At 60.5% G+C, this 19500-nt stretch carries 18 protein-coding genes and 1 tRNA gene; 15 read left to right on the top strand and 4 right to left on the bottom strand.

What is annotated here, in order from left to right; translation table 11 throughout:
* Positions 1 to 91: 91 nt before the first annotated feature.
* From ACTQXM_RS03995 to ACTQXM_RS04005, 3 genes are read left to right on the top strand one after another with little or no spacing between them, the layout of a single operon-like run.
* Positions 92 to 970 (top strand): energy-coupling factor transporter transmembrane component T family protein, encoded by an 879-nt coding sequence (locus ACTQXM_RS03995; protein ID WP_441537072.1) that lies wholly within the window; start codon positions 92 to 94, stop codon positions 968 to 970.
* Positions 971 to 993: 23 nt separating this feature from the next.
* Positions 994 to 2613, top strand: a complete 1620-nt coding sequence (locus ACTQXM_RS04000; RefSeq protein WP_441537058.1) for an ABC transporter ATP-binding protein — start codon at positions 994 to 996, stop codon at positions 2611 to 2613.
* 4 nt (positions 2614 to 2617) lie between these two features.
* Positions 2618 to 3331 (top strand): DUF6580 family putative transport protein, encoded by a 714-nt coding sequence (locus ACTQXM_RS04005; RefSeq protein WP_441033151.1) that lies wholly within the window; start codon positions 2618 to 2620, stop codon positions 3329 to 3331.
* 535 nt (positions 3332 to 3866) lie between these two features.
* Here the strand turns inward: ACTQXM_RS04005 and ACTQXM_RS04010 are convergent.
* Positions 3867 to 4685, bottom strand: coding sequence for an exodeoxyribonuclease III (locus tag ACTQXM_RS04010; protein WP_154516667.1), 819 nt, complete (start codon positions 4683 to 4685; stop codon positions 3867 to 3869).
* Positions 4686 to 4821: 136 nt separating this feature from the next.
* Between ACTQXM_RS04010 and ACTQXM_RS04015 the strand changes: the two genes are divergently transcribed.
* The 6 genes from ACTQXM_RS04015 (at position 4822) to ACTQXM_RS04040 (ending at position 11563) form a co-directional block, all read left to right on the top strand.
* Positions 4822 to 5574 carry an NAD-dependent protein deacylase gene (locus ACTQXM_RS04015; RefSeq protein ID WP_441537059.1) on the top strand — a complete coding sequence of 251 codons (753 nt, stop codon included), beginning with the start codon at positions 4822 to 4824 and terminating at the stop codon, positions 5572 to 5574.
* 94 nt (positions 5575 to 5668) lie between these two features.
* Positions 5669 to 7393, top strand: a complete 1725-nt coding sequence (gene folP / locus ACTQXM_RS04020) for a dihydropteroate synthase (protein ID WP_441537060.1) — start codon at positions 5669 to 5671, stop codon at positions 7391 to 7393.
* A complete protein-coding gene (locus ACTQXM_RS04025; protein ID WP_441537061.1) occupies positions 7394 to 8095 on the top strand; it encodes a hypothetical protein in 702 nt (233 codons plus the stop codon).
* Between the two features lie 263 nt (positions 8096 to 8358).
* Positions 8359 to 9555 carry an ATP-binding protein gene (locus tag ACTQXM_RS04030; RefSeq protein WP_441537062.1) on the top strand — a complete coding sequence of 399 codons (1197 nt, stop codon included), beginning with the start codon at positions 8359 to 8361 and terminating at the stop codon, positions 9553 to 9555.
* A 159-nt stretch (positions 9556 to 9714) separates the two neighbouring features.
* The gene (locus ACTQXM_RS04035) at positions 9715 to 10821 is read left to right on the top strand and encodes a serpin family protein (RefSeq protein WP_441537063.1); all 1107 of its coding nucleotides are present in this window, start codon (positions 9715 to 9717) and stop codon (positions 10819 to 10821) included.
* 232 nt (positions 10822 to 11053) lie between these two features.
* Complete coding sequence (locus ACTQXM_RS04040; RefSeq protein ID WP_441547607.1) at positions 11054 to 11563, top strand: ATP-grasp domain-containing protein; 510 nt, start codon at positions 11054 to 11056, stop codon at positions 11561 to 11563.
* 204 nt (positions 11564 to 11767) lie between these two features.
* Here ACTQXM_RS04040 and ACTQXM_RS04045 read toward each other — a convergent pair whose 3' ends face one another.
* Positions 11768 to 12541, bottom strand: a complete 774-nt coding sequence (locus ACTQXM_RS04045) for a type III pantothenate kinase (protein ID WP_427718022.1) — start codon at positions 12539 to 12541, stop codon at positions 11768 to 11770.
* 197 nt (positions 12542 to 12738) lie between these two features.
* On the opposite strand from ACTQXM_RS04045, the gene ACTQXM_RS04050 reads away from it, so the two are divergent.
* The 4 genes from ACTQXM_RS04050 to ACTQXM_RS04065 all read left to right on the top strand — a co-directional run bounded on the left by ACTQXM_RS04050 (position 12739) and on the right by ACTQXM_RS04065 (position 17690).
* Positions 12739 to 12815 (top strand) — tRNA-Met (locus tag ACTQXM_RS04050).
* A gap of 204 nt (positions 12816 to 13019) precedes the next feature.
* On the top strand, positions 13020 to 15797 hold the full coding sequence (locus ACTQXM_RS04055; protein ID WP_441537065.1) for a class I SAM-dependent DNA methyltransferase: 2778 nt from the start codon (positions 13020 to 13022) through the stop codon (positions 15795 to 15797).
* Positions 15775 to 16665 (top strand): hypothetical protein, encoded by an 891-nt coding sequence (locus ACTQXM_RS04060; RefSeq protein WP_441547608.1) that lies wholly within the window; start codon positions 15775 to 15777, stop codon positions 16663 to 16665. The genes ACTQXM_RS04055 and ACTQXM_RS04060 overlap by 23 nt, the downstream gene beginning before the upstream one ends.
* A gap of 92 nt (positions 16666 to 16757) precedes the next feature.
* Entirely contained in the window at positions 16758 to 17690 is a 933-nt protein-coding gene (locus tag ACTQXM_RS04065) for a DUF4268 domain-containing protein (protein WP_441537067.1), read from the top strand.
* A 56-nt stretch (positions 17691 to 17746) separates the two neighbouring features.
* On the opposite strand, the gene ACTQXM_RS04070 is transcribed toward ACTQXM_RS04065, so the two are convergent.
* Positions 17747 to 17950, bottom strand: coding sequence for a hypothetical protein (locus ACTQXM_RS04070; protein ID WP_441056418.1), 204 nt, complete (start codon positions 17948 to 17950; stop codon positions 17747 to 17749).
* Positions 17951 to 18020: 70 nt separating this feature from the next.
* On the opposite strand from ACTQXM_RS04070, the gene ACTQXM_RS04075 reads away from it, so the two are divergent.
* A complete protein-coding gene (locus tag ACTQXM_RS04075; protein ID WP_441537068.1) occupies positions 18021 to 18335 on the top strand; it encodes a hypothetical protein in 315 nt (104 codons plus the stop codon).
* A 44-nt stretch (positions 18336 to 18379) separates the two neighbouring features.
* A complete protein-coding gene (locus ACTQXM_RS04080) occupies positions 18380 to 18691 on the top strand; it encodes a hypothetical protein (protein ID WP_441547609.1) in 312 nt (103 codons plus the stop codon).
* Positions 18692 to 19087: 396 nt separating this feature from the next.
* Here ACTQXM_RS04080 and ACTQXM_RS04085 read toward each other — a convergent pair.
* A partial coding sequence (locus tag ACTQXM_RS04085; protein WP_441537070.1) for an ATP-binding protein occupies positions 19088 to 19500 on the bottom strand: 413 nt, incomplete at its 5' end.

The raw sequence follows: 19500 nt of genomic DNA on the forward strand, positions 1-19500 counted from the left end.
GCCGCCGGCGTGACGTTTGCGCTGGTTGTGCATGGCGGCGGCACTGCGGCGTTGGCGTTTGAGCGAGGGGATGGGGGTGTCCGTGGATATCATGCGAGAGGAATCGGGCAACGAGCCCGTCGCGGCATTCTCGATGTCGCATCCGGCGGTGCCGGCGCTCTACATGGTGCTGACGCTGGGGCTCACCATGTTCTCGATGCAACCGGTGCTGCTTGCGCTGTCGCTTGCGGGCGGGCTGGCGTATGGGTTTGCGACGCGCGGCGTCGCACGCACGTTGGGGGCGCTTCGCTGGCAGCTGCCGGTGATTTTGATTATCGCGGTGCTCAACCCGTTATTTAGCGCTTCGGGCTCGACGGAACTGTTCCGTATTGGCATGCGTACGGTGTATCTGGAGAGCATGGTATACGGCCTGTGCATGGGCGGGCTGTTTGTGGCGAGCGTGCTGTGGTTTGAGGCCGCGGCGTCGATGCTTAGCTACGACAGGGTGCTTGCGCTTTTGGGTAACACCGCGCCGGTGATCGCGCTCATGATCTCGATGTGTATGCGGCTTATCCCGCAGTTTTTGCGTCGCGGTCGCACGGTGCTGGCGGTGCAGGATGCGATTGATGTGCCGGGCCGCGCGCCGGCCGACCCCGTGCGTTCGCGCCTACGGGCATCGAGCGTGTTGATGGGCTGGGGCATGGAAGATTCGCTGGAGCGTGCGGACGCCATGCGCTCCCGTGGGTGGGGCGCCGCGGCGCGTCGCACGACGTACGCGCGGTATCGGCTGGCGCGCGGCGACGTTGCCGCGCTGGTTGGGCTTGCGCTGTTTGGCGTGGCCACGGCGGCAGTGGCGTGGACCGCGACGATGCAGTATTCGTTTTACCCGCAGCTTTCGGTGCCGGCGCCGTGGCCTGGCTATGTTGTATACGCGACCTGGATGGCGCTGCCCTGCGTGGTGCATGCGATTGACGAGAAGAGGTTTGGCTGATGGCTCGGTTGGACGGGAGCATCATGGCGGACGCGGTGTGCGGCTCGGATATACCGGCGATTGAAGTGCGGGGCCTGCGCTTTGCCTACCCCGGGGCCGAAGTGCCGGTGTTCGAGGAGCTCGATTGGCGTGTTCCCCAAGGGACGTTTGCGTTGCTTGTCGGTGGTACCGGGTCGGGCAAGTCGACATTACTCTCGTTGCTCAAGCCCGAGATTTCGCCGGCGGGCGAATGCTCCGGCGAGCTGCGCATGCTGGGCGAAAGCGTTGCCGACATGGACGTTCGCGCGTCCGCGGAGCGCGTGGGCTATGTGTTTCAGGACCCCGAGAACCAGATTGTGTGCGAAACCGTGTGGCACGAGATGGCGTTTGGCCTGGAAAACTTAGGCATGTCGCGCGACGAGATGCGTCGTCGCGTGGCCGAGACCAGTTATTTCTTTGGGGTGGAGGATTGGCTCCACCGCAATACCGATACGCTTTCGGGCGGACGCAAGCAGCTGCTGTCGCTGGCAGCCGTGCTGGCGTTGCGCCCTCGCGTGCTGCTGCTCGACGAGCCCACGTCCCAACTGGATCCCGTTGCCGAGAAAAATTTTCTGCATGCGCTGTTTCGCGTGAATCGCGAGCTGGGCTGCACGGTTGTTGTGGCAACGCACCAGCCGCGCCCGATGCTTGAATACGCGACGTGCGCGTATCGGATTGAGGGTGGGCGCGTATGCGAGGTCGCTGACATCGCCTCCTTGGGGCATCGCGAAGAGCTGTTTTCTGGCGAGGTGCCAGGGTGGGGTGGCTCGTGGCGTGCAAAAAACGGAGTTTTCAGCAGCGCCAGTGGCCGGCCGGGATATTTGGACCCGCGCGTGGGCGCTCCGGGCGCAAAAAAAAGACCGAAATCGGACAAATCGGCTGAATTTGAGGCGCAAATCTTGTCGCAAGACGACTCGGGGGCGCCGTCGTGCGCCGGTGGATGCCGAATACTCCCAAAAATGCACGCTGGGTCGGCTACCACCCTGGCAGGGGGCTGGTTTCGCTACGATCGAGCGTCCGGCTGGGTGCTGCGCGGGCTCGATGCGTCGTTTTCGGCAGGCGCGGTGCATGCTGTTGTGGGCGGTAACGGCTGCGGTAAGTCGACAATGCTTTCGGTGCTGGCCAAGACGGTCAAGTTGCAGCGTGGGCATATGGAGCGCGGGGCGGCCTCAGCGGCATTGCTGCCTCAGAATCCCAAGGCGCTGCTGGTTGCCGAGACGGTGCGCGAGGAGCTGATGGAATGGGCTTCGACCTGCGGATATGACGAGGCTATGGCGCGAGAGCGCGCGACGAGTCTGGGATTGTCCGGCTTGGATGGGCGCCATCCGTACGATCTTTCGGGCGGGCAGCGCCAGCTGCTTGCGTTGGCAAAGCTGCTGTTGATCGGCCCCGAGCTGCTATTGCTCGATGAGCCCACCAAGGGTCTGGACCTGGCCAGCCGTCGCATCATCGCCCGCGCCCTGCGCGACCATGCGGAGGCTGGCGGTACCGTCATCATGGCAACGCACGATCTGGATTTTGCCGAGCAGGTTGCCGATGACATTGCCATGATGTTCGACGGCGAGATTGCCTGCATGGAGCCGCCCGCCGACTTTTTTGCCGACAATGTGTTTTATAGGGCGTGATGGGATGGCGGATTATCGCGTCCTGCGCATACTCGCAAAACTGGAAATCCCGCTGCTGCTGGCGGTGCCGGCTGTAATGGCCGCAGCATTGTTGGCGGGCATTGAGCAGGCAGCGCTTGCCATGCTTGTCGTGGTGGCGCTGGTGCTCGCGCTGTTCTTTGCGGGTTACGAGGCATCTCGTCCGGGTTTGCGCCAGATTATGCCCTCGCTGGTTCTGGCGGCGTTGGCCGCGGCGGGGCGTATCTTGTTTGGCCCCATTCCCGACTTTAAACCGGTGAGCGCCATCGCCATTATCGCCGGGACGACGCTTGGTCGCCGCAATGGTTTTATGGTTGGCGCGCTGGCGGCGCTGACCAGCAATTTCTTTTTTGGGCAGGGCATGTGGACACCGTGGCAGATGTATGCCTGGGGGCTCGTGGGATACGTTGGCGGTGCGCTGGCGCATGCGGGTGCGTTCGACCGTGCCGATGGAACCGTGCGCATGCCGGCGCTGATGGCGTACGGCTTTGCGTCGGGCCTGCTCTATGGCGCCGTGATTAACGCCTACGACATCATCGGTTTTGTGCAACCGCTCACGTGGGCGGGCGCCGTGGCGCGTCTTGCCACGGCGGTACCGTTCGATATCACACACGGCCTTGCGACCTGCGTGTTCTTGGCCGCTCTCTACAAACCTTGGTGTCGTCGCATTAACCGTGTCGTCGTGAAATACGGGCTGTAGTGGCGGCTGCGCCGGGGCGAGAATCAATACTGTCGAAGTGCCATTTTAAAACTATGCCGGTTTACGGGGCTAGATTGGCACAGGCAGACCATGCCGGCTTTTTCCGAAAATAGACGATTCGTCTACCTGCGGTTTTATTTTGCTTGAATTGCGTTTGGTTGGGGATTTGCGATTCAGCCCCGTAAACCGGCATAGTTTTGGAATGGCCGGCTGACATGATGGGCGTCGTGGCCCTTAGAGAGCCAAATCGATCCGTTTTCTTCCGCCCCCAGACGTCCCCAGGGAATCAGTTGACGGCGCTTGCCACGAAACTAGCCCATCTACTACGTTTAGCTTGATACCCTCGACCATGACCGCGTTTTATGAAAAACCGCAGGCTTTCTACCTGCGGTTTTCTTTTTGCGTTGTTCGCCGTGGTTGAGGGTAGTGGCTTAAACGTAGTAGATGGGGCAGTTTCGTGGCGGGTGTGCCGCGTGGATTCCCTCGCGAGGTGAACATGATCCGTTTTGCTTCGTCCCCGAGGGGTCGGCTGGGGCTAGAGCTCTAGGGTGAGGGTGACGGGGCAGTGGTCGCTGCCAAAGATGTCGCCGCGGATGCCGGTGTCGCGCACGTTGCCGGCGATGGCGTCGCTCACCAGGAAGTAATCGATGCGCCAGCCCGCGTTGTTCTTGCGGGCATTAAATCGGTAGCTCCACCAGCTGTAGACGCCCTCGACGTCGGGATTTGCCGCGCGCCAGGTATCGGTAAACCCGGCGTCGAGTAGCTCGGTAAACTTACCGCGCTCCTCGTCCGAAAAGCCTGCGTTGCCGCGGTTGGACTTGGGGTTCTTAAGGTCGATCTCCTCGTGCGCGACGTTAAAGTCGCCGCAGGTCACCACGGGCTTGCCGGTCTCGCGCTCGAGTCCCGCCAAAAAGCCGCGATAGGCATCGTCCCAGGCCATGCGCACATCGATGCGCGCGAGCTCATTTTGGGCGTTGGGCGTATAGACGTCCACAAACCAAAACTTGTCGAACTCGAGCGCGCAGACGCGGCCCTCGGTCGCGGCCTGCGCCACGAGCTCGGCTGCCGCGCCCTCGCCGGCGTAAGGCAGCAGCGCATCGGCGCGCAGCACGCGCAGCGGTTCCTGGCGGCTAAAGACCGCAGTACCCGAATAGCCTTTACGTTCGGCGTAGCTCCAGGTTTGGTGATAACCGGGCAGGTCGATATCGGCCTGGCCCTCCTGCAGCTTGGTCTCTTGCAGCGCCAGGATATCGACATTGAGCTCCTGTGCGATCTGGATAAAGCTCGGGTCCTTTTTGAGCACGGCGCGCAGACCGTTGACGTTCCACGAGGCGAAAGTGTAAGTCTGAGGCATGGTGTCCTTTCGACGGGGTTTGCAGGCTTAAGATTAGCGCAAAAGGGGCGGTGGTGGGCTCCGCGCGTGCTGACTCAAAGGCCGCATGCTGGGATGTCGCCCGACGCTGCCCGACCAACAAGGACGGAGGACTCATATGACGCAGGCGATATCGGATCCCGAGCGGGCCTCCGCCGCACTGGCGGAGCTGTTTGGTACCCACAAGCGTGTGGTCTTCTTTGGCGGCGCCGGCGTTTCCACGGCGAGTGGCATTCCCGATTTCCGCAGCGTGGACGGCCTATATCACCAACAGTTTGCCTACCCTCCCGAGACCATGCTCTCGCATAGCTTTTACGAGGCGCATCCGGCCGAGTTCTTCGACTTCTACCGCACCAAGATGATCTCACTTGGCGCCAAGCCCAACCGCTGCCACACCAAGCTGGCCGAGCTGGAGCGTGCCGGCAAACTAAATGCCGTTGTGACGCAAAATATCGACGGTCTGCATCAGATGGCGGGCTCGCAGCGCGTGTTCGAGCTGCACGGATCGGTCCATCGCAACATTTGCCAGTCGTGCGGCGCGGTCTATAGCGCCGAGTGGATTTGCGCCCGCGGGCACGAGGACGCCGCGGGTGTGCCCGTGTGCCCCGCGTGCGGCGGGCGCATTAAGCCCGATGTGGTGCTCTACGAGGAGCCGCTCGACGAGCATGTGCTGACCGACGCCGTTGCCGCCATTGCCGCGGCCGATGCCCTCATTGTGGGCGGGACCTCGCTCGTGGTGTATCCGGCGGCGGGTCTTACGCGATACTTTACCGGCGATACGCTGGCCATATGCAATCTTGCTCCCACCGATCAGGATGCAAATGCCGACCTGCTGATTTCTTGCGACATCGCTGCCGCGTTTGCGTTCTAGCCCGCGTGCGCGGATACAATAGAAAGACTAATTGCAAAGCGACCCCGCCGCCTGCGCCCGAGCGTGGCGGCGCGGGCATTTTAGGAGGATGTTCATGGCGAACGACAGCAAGACATGGCGGTGCGGAAAGTACGAGCTCAGCTTTGACCGTCCGCGCATCATGGGCGTCCTCAACGTGACGCCCGATTCGTTTAGCGACGGCGGGGAGCATTTCGACCCGGATGCCGCCATCGAGTACGGCCTGGCGATGCTCGACGCCGGTGCCGACATCATCGACGTGGGCGGCGAGTCCACGCGCCCCGGTTTTACCCCGGTCAACCCTGACGAGGAGGCTCGCCGCGTGCTGCCCGTTGTGCGTGCGTTGGCCAAAGAGGGCGCCATCGTCTCGATCGACACGCGTCACGTGGCGGTTGCCAAGGCGGCCGTGCGCTGCGGCGCCTCGATCGTCAACGACGTGACGGGATTCACCGACCCCAAGATGGTCGAGTTTGTCGCGACGAGCACCTGCGGCGTCATCGTGATGCACGCCGGCGAGGTCGCCGCGCCCGCTCGCACGCATGCAACGGTGCAGCTCGATACCTCTGCCGCGGCGTTTGTTGCCGAGAAGGCGCGCGAGGCGGCTGCCGAGGCCGCGCGCGAGGCCGAGAAGCCCGCCCGCCGTCGTCGCGGCAAGCTGCTGGGCGAGCCCAAGACGGAGGCCAAGCTGCCGGGTGGCGTGGTGCAGCCCTCGCTGCCGTTTGGCGATCCGGAGCCAGCGCCCGAGCCAACGGGCGAGCAGAAGCAGGAGACGCCGGCCGCCGAGCAGGTTGCCCCTGCCGCCGAGGCCGCGACCCCTGAGCCCGCGCCGGAGCCCAGCGATCACTTGGCCGCCATGATGCGCCGCAGCGCCCGCCGCGAGGAGGCTTATGTGCCCACCTCGCAGCTCCGCCGCTTTACCCTGCCCGATTCGGCGCCCATCATGCGCCGCGTCATGGGCTTTCTGTCCGATCAGGCCCGCGCGCTCATCCACGCCGGCGTGTCACGCGACCGTATCTGCATCGATCCGGGTCCGGGTTTTGGCAAGACGGCCAACGAAGACATCGTCATCCAGCGCGAGACCGCCAAGATGGCGTCGCTGGGCTATCCGCTCATGTGCGCCGTGTCGCGCAAGCGCTTTGTGGGCGCCGTCTCGGGCGTGACCGAGGCCGCCGAGCGCGATGCCGCCACATTTGGTGTGTGCCTGGGCGCTATCCAGGCCGGTGCCAACATCGTGCGCGTGCACGATGTCACCGGCTTTGCGCAGTTCCTGAACGGCTACTGGGCTGTTGCCAAGCCGCAGCCGCGTCGCGCGTTTGTGGCCGTGGGCTCCAACCTGGGGCATCGTTGCGACAACATCCGCGCCGCGCGCGACATGATCGTCGAGATTCCGCTCACCTGTGTGTCCAACTGCTCGCGCATCTACGAGAGCGAGCCGGCCTACGAGACGCGCCAGGACGCGTTTGCCAACGCTGTCATCGAGATCAAGACCGAGCTGGCGCCGCTGGTGCTGCTCGACGAGCTTATGAAGATCGAGGCCGAGCTGGGGCGCGACCGATCCAAGAAGGCCAAGGTCAACGGCCCGCGCACCATCGACCTGGACCTGCTGTGGATGGATGGCGAGATCCACGGCGGCAAGAAGCTGCGCCTGCCGCATCCGCTCATTGGCGAACGCGACTTTGTGCTGGTGCCGCTCGAGGACCTGATGCACGACCCGGCGCGGTTCTTCCGCTACAACGGCGTCGAGGTCAAGGAGCCCGAGGATCGCGTGGGCCATATCGTGGGCGAATTGGGGCGTATGTAGATGATCGAGATGAATGCTGTTGCCGCCGGTACCGAGCTCGACGCGGCGCGTGACGCGGGCCGCGAGGGCGTGTCCGCGGGCTGGTGCGCTTGGAGCGCGGGCGAGGCGTCGTTGACGTTTTCGCTGGTCGTGCGCCCGGATGTGAATATGCACGCCTTCCATGGCCTGCCGTTTGTGGCGGCGATGGGCATGATGGACGCGCTCGCGGGAACGGCATCGACGCCGGGGCTGGGCCTTGTCGGCAAGGTGGGCATTCAGTGGCCGAGCGATATTGTGTGCGGCGCGCCCGCGTTTGAGACGTCGTTTGCACGCGTCGCCGTCAACGGTGGCGCCGGTGCCGCGGGTATGTTCGGTGCCGTGACGGTGGATATTGAGCGCGCGGCGCTGGGCGAACTTGGCGTGGATGTGACCGATGAAGCGCTGGTCGAAGCGCTGGCTACCGCCGTGTTGGCCCGCGTGGACGCCTGGGCGGTTGTTGCCAACACGCCGCAGGGCGCCGCCGGCCCGCTGGCTCCCGTGCTGGGCGAGTACTTCGACATGGTGCCGCTGCTGGGCCGCCAGGTTGCGGCGGTGTCACCCAACGGCTTGCCGCTTGCGGTTGGTGTGTTTGCGGGCCTGGACATCTGGGGTCGCGCGACCATCAAGACCGATGCCGGCGAGCAGGAATTTCCGCCCGAGGCCGTACGGATTCGCGGACTGTAACGCGAGATGTTCGCGCTCAAAGATAACGATGACTACAAGACCCTCCCCGGCAGAGTGAACTGCCTCTGCCGGGGAGGGTCTTTGCACGACTACAGGGTGGCATCGCGGTCCTATTCCTCAAAACTGAAAATTTTTCGTTTTTGAGGAATAGAATTAAGGCAGCTCGGCCTTTCGCGAGGTATATTCGCTATAGAGCCTATTCCTCAAAACTGAAAAATTTTCGTTTTTGAGGAATAGCGATAAAAGACTGCGAGGAGGCCCCGATGAAACTCATCAATAGAGCGTCATATATGGACACGTTGACGCGTCTTATTGGCGTGCCGGATATCAAGGTCATCACGGGCATCCGCCGCAGCGGTAAATCAAAATTGCTCGAGGCCCTCCGCGATTACGTGGAGGCAAATCTGCCTAATTCGAATGTCATCCATATCAACTACAACCTCGATGAGTTCGAGAACCTGCTCGAGTATCACGCGTTGCTCGCTTATGTAAAAGATCATCGGGTGCCCGGCAAACAAAACTTTCTGCTTATCGATGAGGTTCAGATGTGCGACGGTTTTGAGCGTGCGATCAACAGCCTTCACGCATCCGAGCAGTATGACATCTTCATTACCGGATCGAGTGCCTTTTTGCTGTCGAGCGATCTGTCGACGCTCTTTACGGGGCGCACGTTCGAGATCGAGGTTTTCCCATTCTCGTTTGAGGAGTATCGTCTCTATGGCGACGAGGGCGAGGTCGACCGTGACTTCGATGAGTACGCGAGAACCGGCGGTATGTCCGGCTCTTACCCTTATCCACTGCAAGAGCACCGCTATCAATATCTCTCCAATGTCTTTAAGACGCTCATCGTGAGGGATATCGTGCGGCGGCATAACGTGAGAAACGAATCGGCGCTGCTGCGCATTGCCGATTACATGATGGACAACGTTTCCAACATTACGTCGGCACGCAACATTACCGATGCATTAAATGCGGATGGGCTAAAGATTACGAACAAGACGGTCGGTGCGTACATGGGGTACCTGTGCGATGCGTTTGCCTTCTATAAAGTTCGTCGATATGACATTCGCGGCAAGAAATACCTTAAGAGCGGCGAGAAGTATTACCTGGCAGACCACGCGTTCAAATACGCGCTGCTCGGTACACGCAATATGGACTGGGGTCGCGTGTACGAGAACATAGTGGCCATCGAGCTGCTGCGCCGCGGATATGAGGTATACGTCGGCGTACTCTATAAAAAGGAAATTGACTTTATAGCAATCAAGCGAAGCGAGAAGCTCTACATTCAGGTGAGCGACGACATCAGCTCGGATAAGACATTTGAACGCGAGATTTCACCACTGCTGAGCATTGGCGACGCGTACCCCAAGATGATTCTCGCCCGCACGCATCACGAGGCCACGGACCGCGACGGAGTGCAGATCGTGGACCTGGCGAGGTGGCTGTGCGGCGAGGCGTAGCGTGCATCGAGCCTGTTCCTCAAAACTGAAAATTTTTCGTTTTTGAGGAATAGAAAGGCTTTGAGCCTCTTAGAAAACCATTGGGCTGCCTTTCCGGTGCGAGATTTGTGTCCGCGCCGTGCGAAATAATAGTTTATGTCCTAACGATGGGAGCAGACTATGACTGACAAAGCAAATTCGGCGTGTCCACAGGCATGGAGGGTTGCAAAATCCCTATCCGAGAAAATACTCGCTCAAGACAAGAACGGGGTTTGGTCGCCTGCGTGCGTCGCGAGCTTGTTGACGATTGTACGAAAGGGTGCCTCGGGCGCCACATGTCGGGAGCTCGACATGCTCCTGGGCGATGGCGACATGTTTAGCGAGCGTGATCCCTTCGGCATCGAGCCGGAGCGGAACTGGGGCTATGACGGTTATGATGCGAGCTCGGCAACGGCAGCTTGGCTTTCCAGGTCCGCGAGCCCATCGGAGGCGTTTCTGCACGAGTGCGACAAATGCAGCGTGCATGTGTCAATCGATGACTTGGCCGATCCGCGCGTTAGCCAACGGGTGACCGATTGGATAGCCGAACAAACTCACGGCCTACTGTCGCCAAGCATCGAGTTATCACCAGTGGCTCTTGCCTGTCTTGTGAGCGTGCTTTACATGAAGGATGCATGGGCGGATCCGTTTGACGGCGAATCGACCAAAGTTGAGACCTTCCATGCAAAGAACGGCGATGTTCAAGCAGCGTTTATGCGTGGCAAGCGCGATTGTGCGGTGATCGTCGAGAACGGCAGGGTTGCCTTCTCGTTGCCGCTCAGCTCCGATGCCGGCGTGTGTTTTGTTCTTCCGAGCGGCGAGGATGATCATGTTGATGACGCGCTTGGGCTATTCGAGCGTCTGTCCCAAGGCGAGGGAGAATGGGAGCCCGTCGACCTGGGGATTCCTCGCTTTGAATGCGAGTCGACGCTCTCGGACGTCTGCTCGCTGCTAAAGGCCGCCGGCGTCTCTACGGCAACTGCGATGGAGCTTACACCTATGGTGGGGGTAGGGGGGACTTCAACGCAGATTGTCCATGGCGCGAAGTTCGCTGTCGATGAGAACGGCGTAGAGGCCGGCGCGTACACGGTGATGGTCGCTGTCGCGGGTCTTCCGCCGGAGAACCCGCCAGAGCCGCGCAAGATAACGCTTGACAGGCCTTTCTATGCAGCGCTCGTGTCTCGCACCGGCGTACCGCTCTTTGTGGCAAGCGTCGCGTTGCCGTCGGTGGACGTGCAAGAAAGGTGAGGTTGAGGTTTGCGAAGGGGGGCTGCTATGCCAAGGGTTGCCAACGTACTCTTTCCAGCTGACTATTTTGAAAAGATAGTTCCAGATGGGTTGATGCGCATCGAATATGAGTCTGCGTGTGCTGAGGGGCGTCTTGACGTGGGGCTTTTCGATCTGGAACTGTTCGAGGAGCGTGGAGAGCTCGCGCTCTGATTTTCTAGGCCATCGGACTGATGCGGGGGTAATCAACCGCATGTTCACGGAGTTTATGGTCAAGGACTATGTAAAGTCGGTCAAAGGGACGAGGTTTCCCGTTAGCTTTCACACTCCCGTGAGCCAAGAGCGCATGGACGGGATTGTTAAAGAGTTCGTCAAGCTCCGCGGGGACCTTTTCACGGTCGGTATTGTCTGCAAAGAGTACGTTGATCTGGCCCGCTACGGTGGTGCAACGAATGAATGGAGAGCTTTCTATCTCGACGGGAATCTCCTCAACGTATGGCGGAATTCAAATCAGCCGACCAATGTTGCGAAGCCGCCCGAGGAGCTTGTACTGGCGTGCTCAAATCTTGGGAGCCCCTACTACACCGTGGACTTTGCGGAGCGAGCTGATGGAACCTGGATTGTGGTGGAGACCGGCGACGGGCAGGTGTCGGGCCTCGCTGCGGCGCAGGATCCGGTTATCTACTATCAAGTGCTTGCGGATGCCCTCGAAAGGCGGGATGCGGACGGAGGCCGGGCTTGTGCGCCTGGCATTCGGACCTAGTGCAACACTACGCCGTGTTTGCCGAGGGGGCGGCGTCGCGACACGAAAGCGACGCTGTCGCATTTGTGTCGGTCTTTCTGTTTTGATGAAACGTAGTCGCTTGATCTGGCTCACGGAGGGGTTGGAGAACTAGAGTCACCTAGTCCGTGCGCCAGAGAAACCGAGGGGTTAAGACAGTGCTCACGCTTGGCTCCGGTCCCTGTCTTACCCCAGCTCCTGCATGCGGCGGTAGATTTCGCAGATACCCTTAATGGTGAGCTGTCCATCGACCACGTCGAAGGCATCGGTCGAATCGGCGACGATGCCGGCGAGGCCTCCCGTGGCGATAACGGTGGCATCCTCGCGGCCCAGCTCGCGCTTCATGCGCGCGACCAGGCCTTCGGCCATAGCGGCGGTGCCCACCACGGCGCCGACCTTGATGCACTCCTCGGTATCGCGGCCGATGGCGTGCTCGGGCGCCTCGAGCGGCACGCTGGCGAGCTTGGCGGCACGGGCGGCAAGCGCATCCATGGAGATGCGGATGCCCGGCGCGATCGCTCCGCCAATGTAATAACCGTCCTCATCGATGACGTCGATATTGGTTGCGGTGCCAAAGTCCACCACGATTGCCGGCGCGCCGTAGAAAGTCTCAGCCGCAACGGCGTTGGCGACGCGATCGGCACCTACGGCCTGGGGACGCGCCGCGCGCAGCTTGGTCACGGCGGCCGTCTGCGGCCCAATGACGATGGCGTCTGCGGCAATGCGGTCGGCCACGGCATGCCATTCGCGCGAGAGCTGCGGCACCACGCCCGCAAAGGCGATAGCGTCGACCGCGTCGAGCGAAAGGCCGTACATCTTAAAAAAACCCATCAGGCGCACATGGATCTCATCTGCGGTATAGGAGCGGTCAGTGGGCATGCGCCACGACTGCACCAGCTCGTCTCCGTCAAACAGGCCCATGGCCGTCTGCGTGTTTCCCATATCGATAGCGAGCAGCATGTCTACTCCCGGTTTCGGCATAAAAGGACGCGCACCATTGTATACGTGCTGTCGACGGCGCTCGGCTGCGATTCGTTTACGGCGATATGGGCTGAGGGGTTTTAAATATGAAGGAATTATGCTCTACGAGATTTTCCTTGCCGTCCACCGAACTCCCGAGTAATATTCTTTCTTGCGCATATGAGGCGCCCAGACATTGCGGGGTGGAGCAGTCTGGTAGCTCGCCGGGCTCATAACCCGGAGGTCGTAGGTTCAAATCCTGCCCCCGCGACCAAGACTTTTAGCAGCTCAGAGGCATTGTTTCTCTGGGCTGTTTTCTTTTGGCTAAATAGTGCGGCGAAGAAATGGCGAAGAAAATAAGACGGAATCACGCACAAAGAAGCCTACCGGAGTGCAATAAAGCTAAACGCTGGTAAAAAAGACCGGACTAGCACGTAGAATCTTTCTTAGTGGAAAAGGCTATCAAGTGAGGATCCGTATGCCGGGGAAGAAAGCCGATGCAGAAGCTTTTGCAAGCAGGTGGGCGAACAAAGGAAATGAGAACCAGGATACCCAGCGGTTCTGGATTGACTTCTACCAGAACGTCCTCGGCGTCGAGGACGCGGTGTCACGGCTTGAGTTCGAAAAGCCCGTCTCCACCGATGCGAGCACGCATGAAGGGTATATCGACGTCTTCATCCCGTCGGCAAAAACCCTCGTCGAGCAGAAGTCGCTTGGGATCGACCTCGCTAAGGAGGAGACGCGCCAGGGCCGTAAAGTGACGCCCGCGAAGCAGGGCAACGCCTACGCCCAGGGCATGCCCCTCTCCCAACAGCCGCGCTATATCATCGCTTGCAATTTTGCCGAGTTTTGGGTCTTCGACCGCGAGCGGGACTCGCTATGTCGGGAGCCGCTTTTCAAGTTGCCGCTCGCGGAGCTCCCCAAGAACCTCGCAGCCATTCAGTTCCTCAAGGGCGGGGCTGAGGCCCCGGCCACGATCTCCCGTGCCGTCTCCGTAGAGGCCGGCAAGATCATGTCAAAGCTGCACGACCTGGTTGCCGAGGCGTTCGATGACCCCGACACGCCCGAGAACCACCATGCGCTCTCCGTGCTCATGACGCGCCTCATGTTCCTCATGTTCTGCGAGGACTCGGGGCTCGTTGCCCCCAACGCCTTCCGCGACTACGTCTCGCACTTCCAGGCGGGTGATCTCAGGCGAGGCCTCAAGGACCTGTTCGTCTGGCTCGACACCAAAGATGAGGACCGCGACAAGTATGCCGAGTCCTGGCTGAAGAAGCTGCCCTACATGAACGGCGGCCTCTTCCGCGAGAAGACGGAGATTCCGCCCCTGTCCGAGAACTTCCGCCATACGCTCATCGTCGAGGGGTGCCAGGAGTTCGATTGGTCGGGCGTGAGCCCCACGGTTTTCGGCTCCATCTTCGAGGGCGCGCTGTCCCACGACCACCGCCGCGCAAACGGTCAGCACTTCACGAGCCCCGAGAACATCCACAAGGTCATAGACCCGCTCTTCCTCGACGGTCTCAAAGCCGAGTTCGATGAGGCCTGCGCCAAGCCCGTCGCGGGCGGCGCGAGGACCCGTGCGCTCAAGGACCTGCATAAGAAGATCGGCAGCATCTCCATCCTCGACCCGGCCGCAGGTTCCGGCAACTTCCTCACCGAAAGCTATCTCTGCCTGAGACGTCTGGAGAACCGCATACTTTTCGAGCTTCAGGGCGATCAGGCATCGTTCAGCTTCGAGGACTCGGGAGACCGCGACGTGCTCGTGAGCCTGAGGAACTTCCACGGCATCGAGCTGGAGGACTTCGCTTGTTGCGTCGCCCGCACGGCACTCTGGATCGCCGAGAAGCAGGCAGATGCCGACACGGCAAAGGTGACACAACGTGTCTACCAGGAACTGCCGCTTACCGACTATGAGGGCATCGTCAACGCCAACGCCCTCCGCATCGATTGGAACGACGTCGTTCCGGCCGACGAGGTCGACTATGTCCTCGGAAACCCGCCGTTCATCGGGTATTCGAACCTCAACGAGGAGCAAAAGGCCGACCGCGTCGACATATTTGGCAAAACGGGCGGCGTGCTCGACTACGTGGCTTGTTGGTATCGCAAAGCGGCTGACTACACGCGTGAGACGCAGGCGCGCTGCGCGTTCGTATCAACCAACTCCATATGCCAGGGGCAGCAGGTGGAACCGTTGTGGAAACCACTTTTTGAAGACAAGGTCAATATTAACTTCGCCCACAAGTCCTTCGTATGGAACTCCCAAGCCGCCGACGAAGCTCATGTGCACGTGGTCATTGTTGGTTTCTCCCGGGTTAATGGCACTAAAAAAGACTTATTCGATTGCAGTGGCAGCAAGAGCGAGGTAACACACATCAACGCATATCTTGCAGCCGCACCGGATGCTTTCGTTTCAAGGAGGGCAAAGCCAATTTGCGATGTCCCTGCAATGATGGCGGGTGGTAAGCCGACCGATGGTGGAAACCTTCTTCTCACGCAGGAGGAACGCGACGAGCTGCTGTGCCGCGAACCGGATGCCGCCCCATATATCAAGCCATTTTCAATGGGTGCCGAATACATCAACGGCATACCGCGCTACTGCATCTGGCTAGATGGCGTCGACCCGGCGGTACTGACAAAGCTCCCGCTGGTCCGCACCCGCGTCCAGGCCGTAAGGGAATTTCGATTTACATCAAAGAAGGCAGCAACACAGAAGAAAGCCGCAACCCCATGGCTCTTCGACGAGGTGCGTCCGCCCAAGGGTAAGAGTTACATCGCGGTTCCCAAGGTTTCTTCCGGTCGCCGAAAGTACGTCCCCATGGGCTTTGTGACCAACGAGATGATCCCAGGAGACATGCTTTTTTCGGTTTCGAATGCTGGTCTTTATGAATTCGGCATCCTAGAAAGCCAGTTCCACAACGCTTGGATGCGACAGGTCGCCGGCCGTTTAAAGAGTGATTATCGTTATACGAACACCATCGTCTATAACAACTTCGTCTGGCCTGATGCCTCGACCGAACAGCACGGATATATCGAGTCCTGCGCACAGGAGGTTCTAGACGCCCGCGCAGAGCACCCCGATGCGACCCTTGCGGACATGTACAATCCGGACAACGAATTCCTCTTTCCGGATCTTATGAAGGCGCATGCGGAGCTTGATGCGGCGGTTGAATCGGCATATGGCGTCGACTTCAATGGCGACGAAAACGGGATCGTTGCCCATCTGTTCAATCTCTATGCTGAAAAAGTCGGTGAGTAGCGTGAAGAGGAGTGCCGTAAAGCTGAAAGATGGGGCGGAGCTATCCGAGCCCGATTCTGTGAAAGAAGGTGTTGGGGGCCTAAAGGCCGAGGCCGATCGGCAGGAGGAGGAAGCCCAGAGATACGCCATTGCTTTCCTAAAAAAGGTGATGAGGCTGAAGGGCGTGGCGATCGAGCGCGACCATTTCCTCCGTTCTGAGTTCCGGAAGCGAGGCGTCTCGGAAGAGCGAGTGGAGCTCGCGATTTCAACGAGTCCGGCATCCGCCGGGATGGATTCCGGCCTTGTCGACTCCATCGCCATGGACGTTATTGATTTCGAGACGAAGAAATCGACCGTCCTTTCGTTCTCCGCGGGATTGCCCGGAGGACTCGCGATGCTCGGGACGATCCCGGCGGACGTGACGCAGTACTATGTCCACGCCTTTCGAATCATGCAGAAACTGGCGTATCTCTACGGCTGGCGGTCCTTCATCGACGATTGCGACGAGATGGACGATGAGACCTTGGCGGCCTTCGCCCTTCTCCTGGCCGTGATGTCCGGGGTGAGCGGTGCCAACTCCGCCTTGACGGCGTTTTCCAAAACGGTTCAGGCCAATGTGGCCAAGAAGGTCGCCAGCAAGGCGCTTATGCAGACAAGCTACTACCCGATCATCAAAAAGGTCCTTGCCGGGATCGGCGTCAAGATCACCAAAAGCAGTTTCGGCGACGCGGTGAGCAAAGTCGTTCCGGTCGTCGGCGGCTTCATCTCGGGCGGCCTCACGTTCGTTAGCCTCAAGGGCGGGTCCAGGAGACTTGCAGGGGAGCTCAGGTCATTGCCACAGGCGACAGGCCCCGCAACTGCGGAACGGTCGGGCCCCGTTGGGCTATAAGCCGATTCGGTAAACTAGAACAAAAAGAGGAGCCAGATATGGCAGTTAACTTGAAGACTGCGAAAGGCACGCATCGGGCGAGAGGGTGACGGATGAAGACTTATAACCTGGACACCATCCAGAAGGTTCCCCTGCGCGAGGTGTGGCCGCATGAGGCCCACGACTTCACCAAGTGGCTGGCCGAGGAGCAGAATCTCGCAACCCTCGGGATGGCGGTCGGAATCGAGCTCGAGCTCATAGAGACGGAGTCGTCGGTCGGCTCGTTCAACGTGGATATCTACGCGCAGGAGTCCGGTACGGGCCGCAAGGTGATCATCGAGAACCAGCTCGAGGACACCAACCACGACCACCTCGGCAAGGTGATCACGTATGCCGCCGGCAAGGGCGCCGAGGTCGTCATCTGGGTCGTGGCGCACGCCCGCGACGAGCACCGCCAGGCCATCGAGTGGCTCAACCAGCACACCGACAGCGACTTCGGGTTCTTCCTGGTCGAGGTCGAGCTCTGGAAGATCGGGGACTCCCTGCCCGCCCCGCGCTTCGGCGTGGTCGAGCAGCCGAACGAGTGGACCAAGACCGTGAAGCTCTCCGAGGGGCTCAGCGAGACCGAAAAGGTCAAGCTGGCGTACTGGACGGCCTACCGCGATGTGGCGGGCGGCCATCCGGAGTTCCTCAAGGAGTTCAGCCCGCAGAAGCCCAGCAAGGACCATTGGTCGACGCTTCGCCTGGGGGTCTCGGCATACCATCTCGCCCTGCTCATCGATACGCAAAAGGGCCGCACGGGCATCGAGCTGTACGTGGACGACGACAAGGAGATCGGGCACCGCGCCATCGCCAACAGCGGGGTCTTCGAGGATCACCTCGGGCTGACGGCGGTGACCTTCGATGCGAAAAAGGCCTCGGGGCTGCGCTTCTACAAGGCGGGCCACCCCATCAAGGGCCACCAGGACGCATGGCCGGGGTACATCGAGGAACAGCTCGGATGGGCCCTCGAGATGAAAAAAATAATCGCGGAGATTGAGCTCTAAAAAACGCCCCAGCAGTAAATTGCCGGGGCGTTTTCTATTGAATATCGGGGCCAGGTCTATCCTTGTGCGGTCGCTGTGGCGTCGTTATCCGTGATGCAATCGACAAGATTTCCGGCAAGGCGGTCAACTTGGCCTGCGGCGAATTCGATGACTCTCTCTGGGTCTTGGATATCGCCGCGTGAGGCGGCGACGAGCGTTGCCGCGAGCCCCCTCATCTCGTAGCTGATATCGAAGATCCGATTTTGTTCGAGCTCGGTCATGAAAATGCTCCTCAACGGTAGAAATATTGGTCTATAGTATCGAACATATGTTCGTACTATGGGGGTCGTATTGTTCAAGAAGCATTCGCTGGCCGGGACGTGTGGGATACCGGTAGAGGAGCGTCGTATCTATATCGACGTTGATACCAAGGGGTCCGTCAATTTCAACCATGGGCCGGCGGATTCCCGGGTGATCCACTGGCCCGACGGCCGGTCGTGGACAGTCGAGTCTATTTATGACAGGCGGGAATATGGTCGCGCGATCTTCGGCAACCTTTGTGTCGAGGTCGGCGTCTGCATCGCGAAACAGTGCAAAACCATCTGGTGGGAGGGCGGCAGATGGTTCGTGGCCAAGGGTTCCGGCATGGCGGCGGTTCATATATGAGCTCGGCGCAAGCGGTTTTTACAGGTGAATGCACCGTTCGCTCGGTGGGTCCCGACCATGACTGCCGCGCCCATAAGCAGTATGTCGATGTCATGGTGATGGTGACGAGCTCGGGCGAGGTTCGTCCGTTCGCGGTCGATTGGCCCGACGGCAGGCGGTTTCCAATCGACGAGATCCTGAAAGTCTCTCCTCCTGGCCCCGTGTTGAACGGAAGCAGTAATCGGCAGTATGCGGTCAGGTTCGGTCGATGGGAGACAATCCTGTACCTTGAGAGGGCGATCGGCCATGATCGCCTTGAATTGAGCCGCTGGTGGGTCTGGGCCTTCGATTCGGCGGAGATCAAGAACCCGGTTTGATAGCCTGCACCCGGTTCGCGTGTTGGGATCCTCGCTTTACCTTGAAGACGGTCATTTCCTTTTAGGTCCGCCGAAGGCGGGCCTTTTTGTTGCCGATAGGCGGCATACGCCGCCGTATGGCCACGGCTTCGCGGCCGGGTGGCACCTCCGCTACGCCGCGTCAAGGGGGCCCATGAGACCCCACACAAACCTCCGCTCCGCTCCGGTTGGTGGAGGTCGTCATGGACCTCCCTTGACCCGTCTTCGCTCCGGTGCGGCTTTGCAGGGAGCAAAGCCGACGACGACGCGCGGCGTCGCCATTCGGCTTTGCCTGTGTTTCGTCAAGAGGATTTGAGCAAAAAGATCATCGGAAATTGAGCAGCCTGAGCATCGGAAGCGCGCACGCTTTTTGAGCGGCTAGCCCTCCTGCATGAGGGCATGGCGGACGCGGTAGGACTCGCCGCGGAACTGGACGAGCCTCCCGTGGTGGACGATGCGGTCGATCACGGCGGCGGCCATCTGGTCGTCCCCGAACACCGACCCCCACCTGCTGAACTCCAGGTTCGTGGTGATTACCACCGACTGCCTCTCGTATGCGTCGGCGAAGACCTGGAAGAGCAGCCTCGCCCCGTCCGCGTCGAGCGGGAGAAACCCGAGCTCGTCGATGACGGGCAGGCGGGCCTTGCCGATGAGCGCGGCCTCCCGGTCGAGCCTCCCGTCGTCGCGGGCGCGCCTCAGGCGCATCACGAGCGAGGACGCCGTGAAGAAGCGCGCCTCGAGCCTCCTCTCGCACGCCAGCGCGCAGAGGGCCGACGCCATGTGCGTCTTGC

It is taken from the genome of Collinsella sp. LCP19S3_D3 (assembly GCF_052121455.1).
Lineage (GTDB): Bacteria > Actinomycetota > Coriobacteriia > Coriobacteriales > Coriobacteriaceae > Collinsella.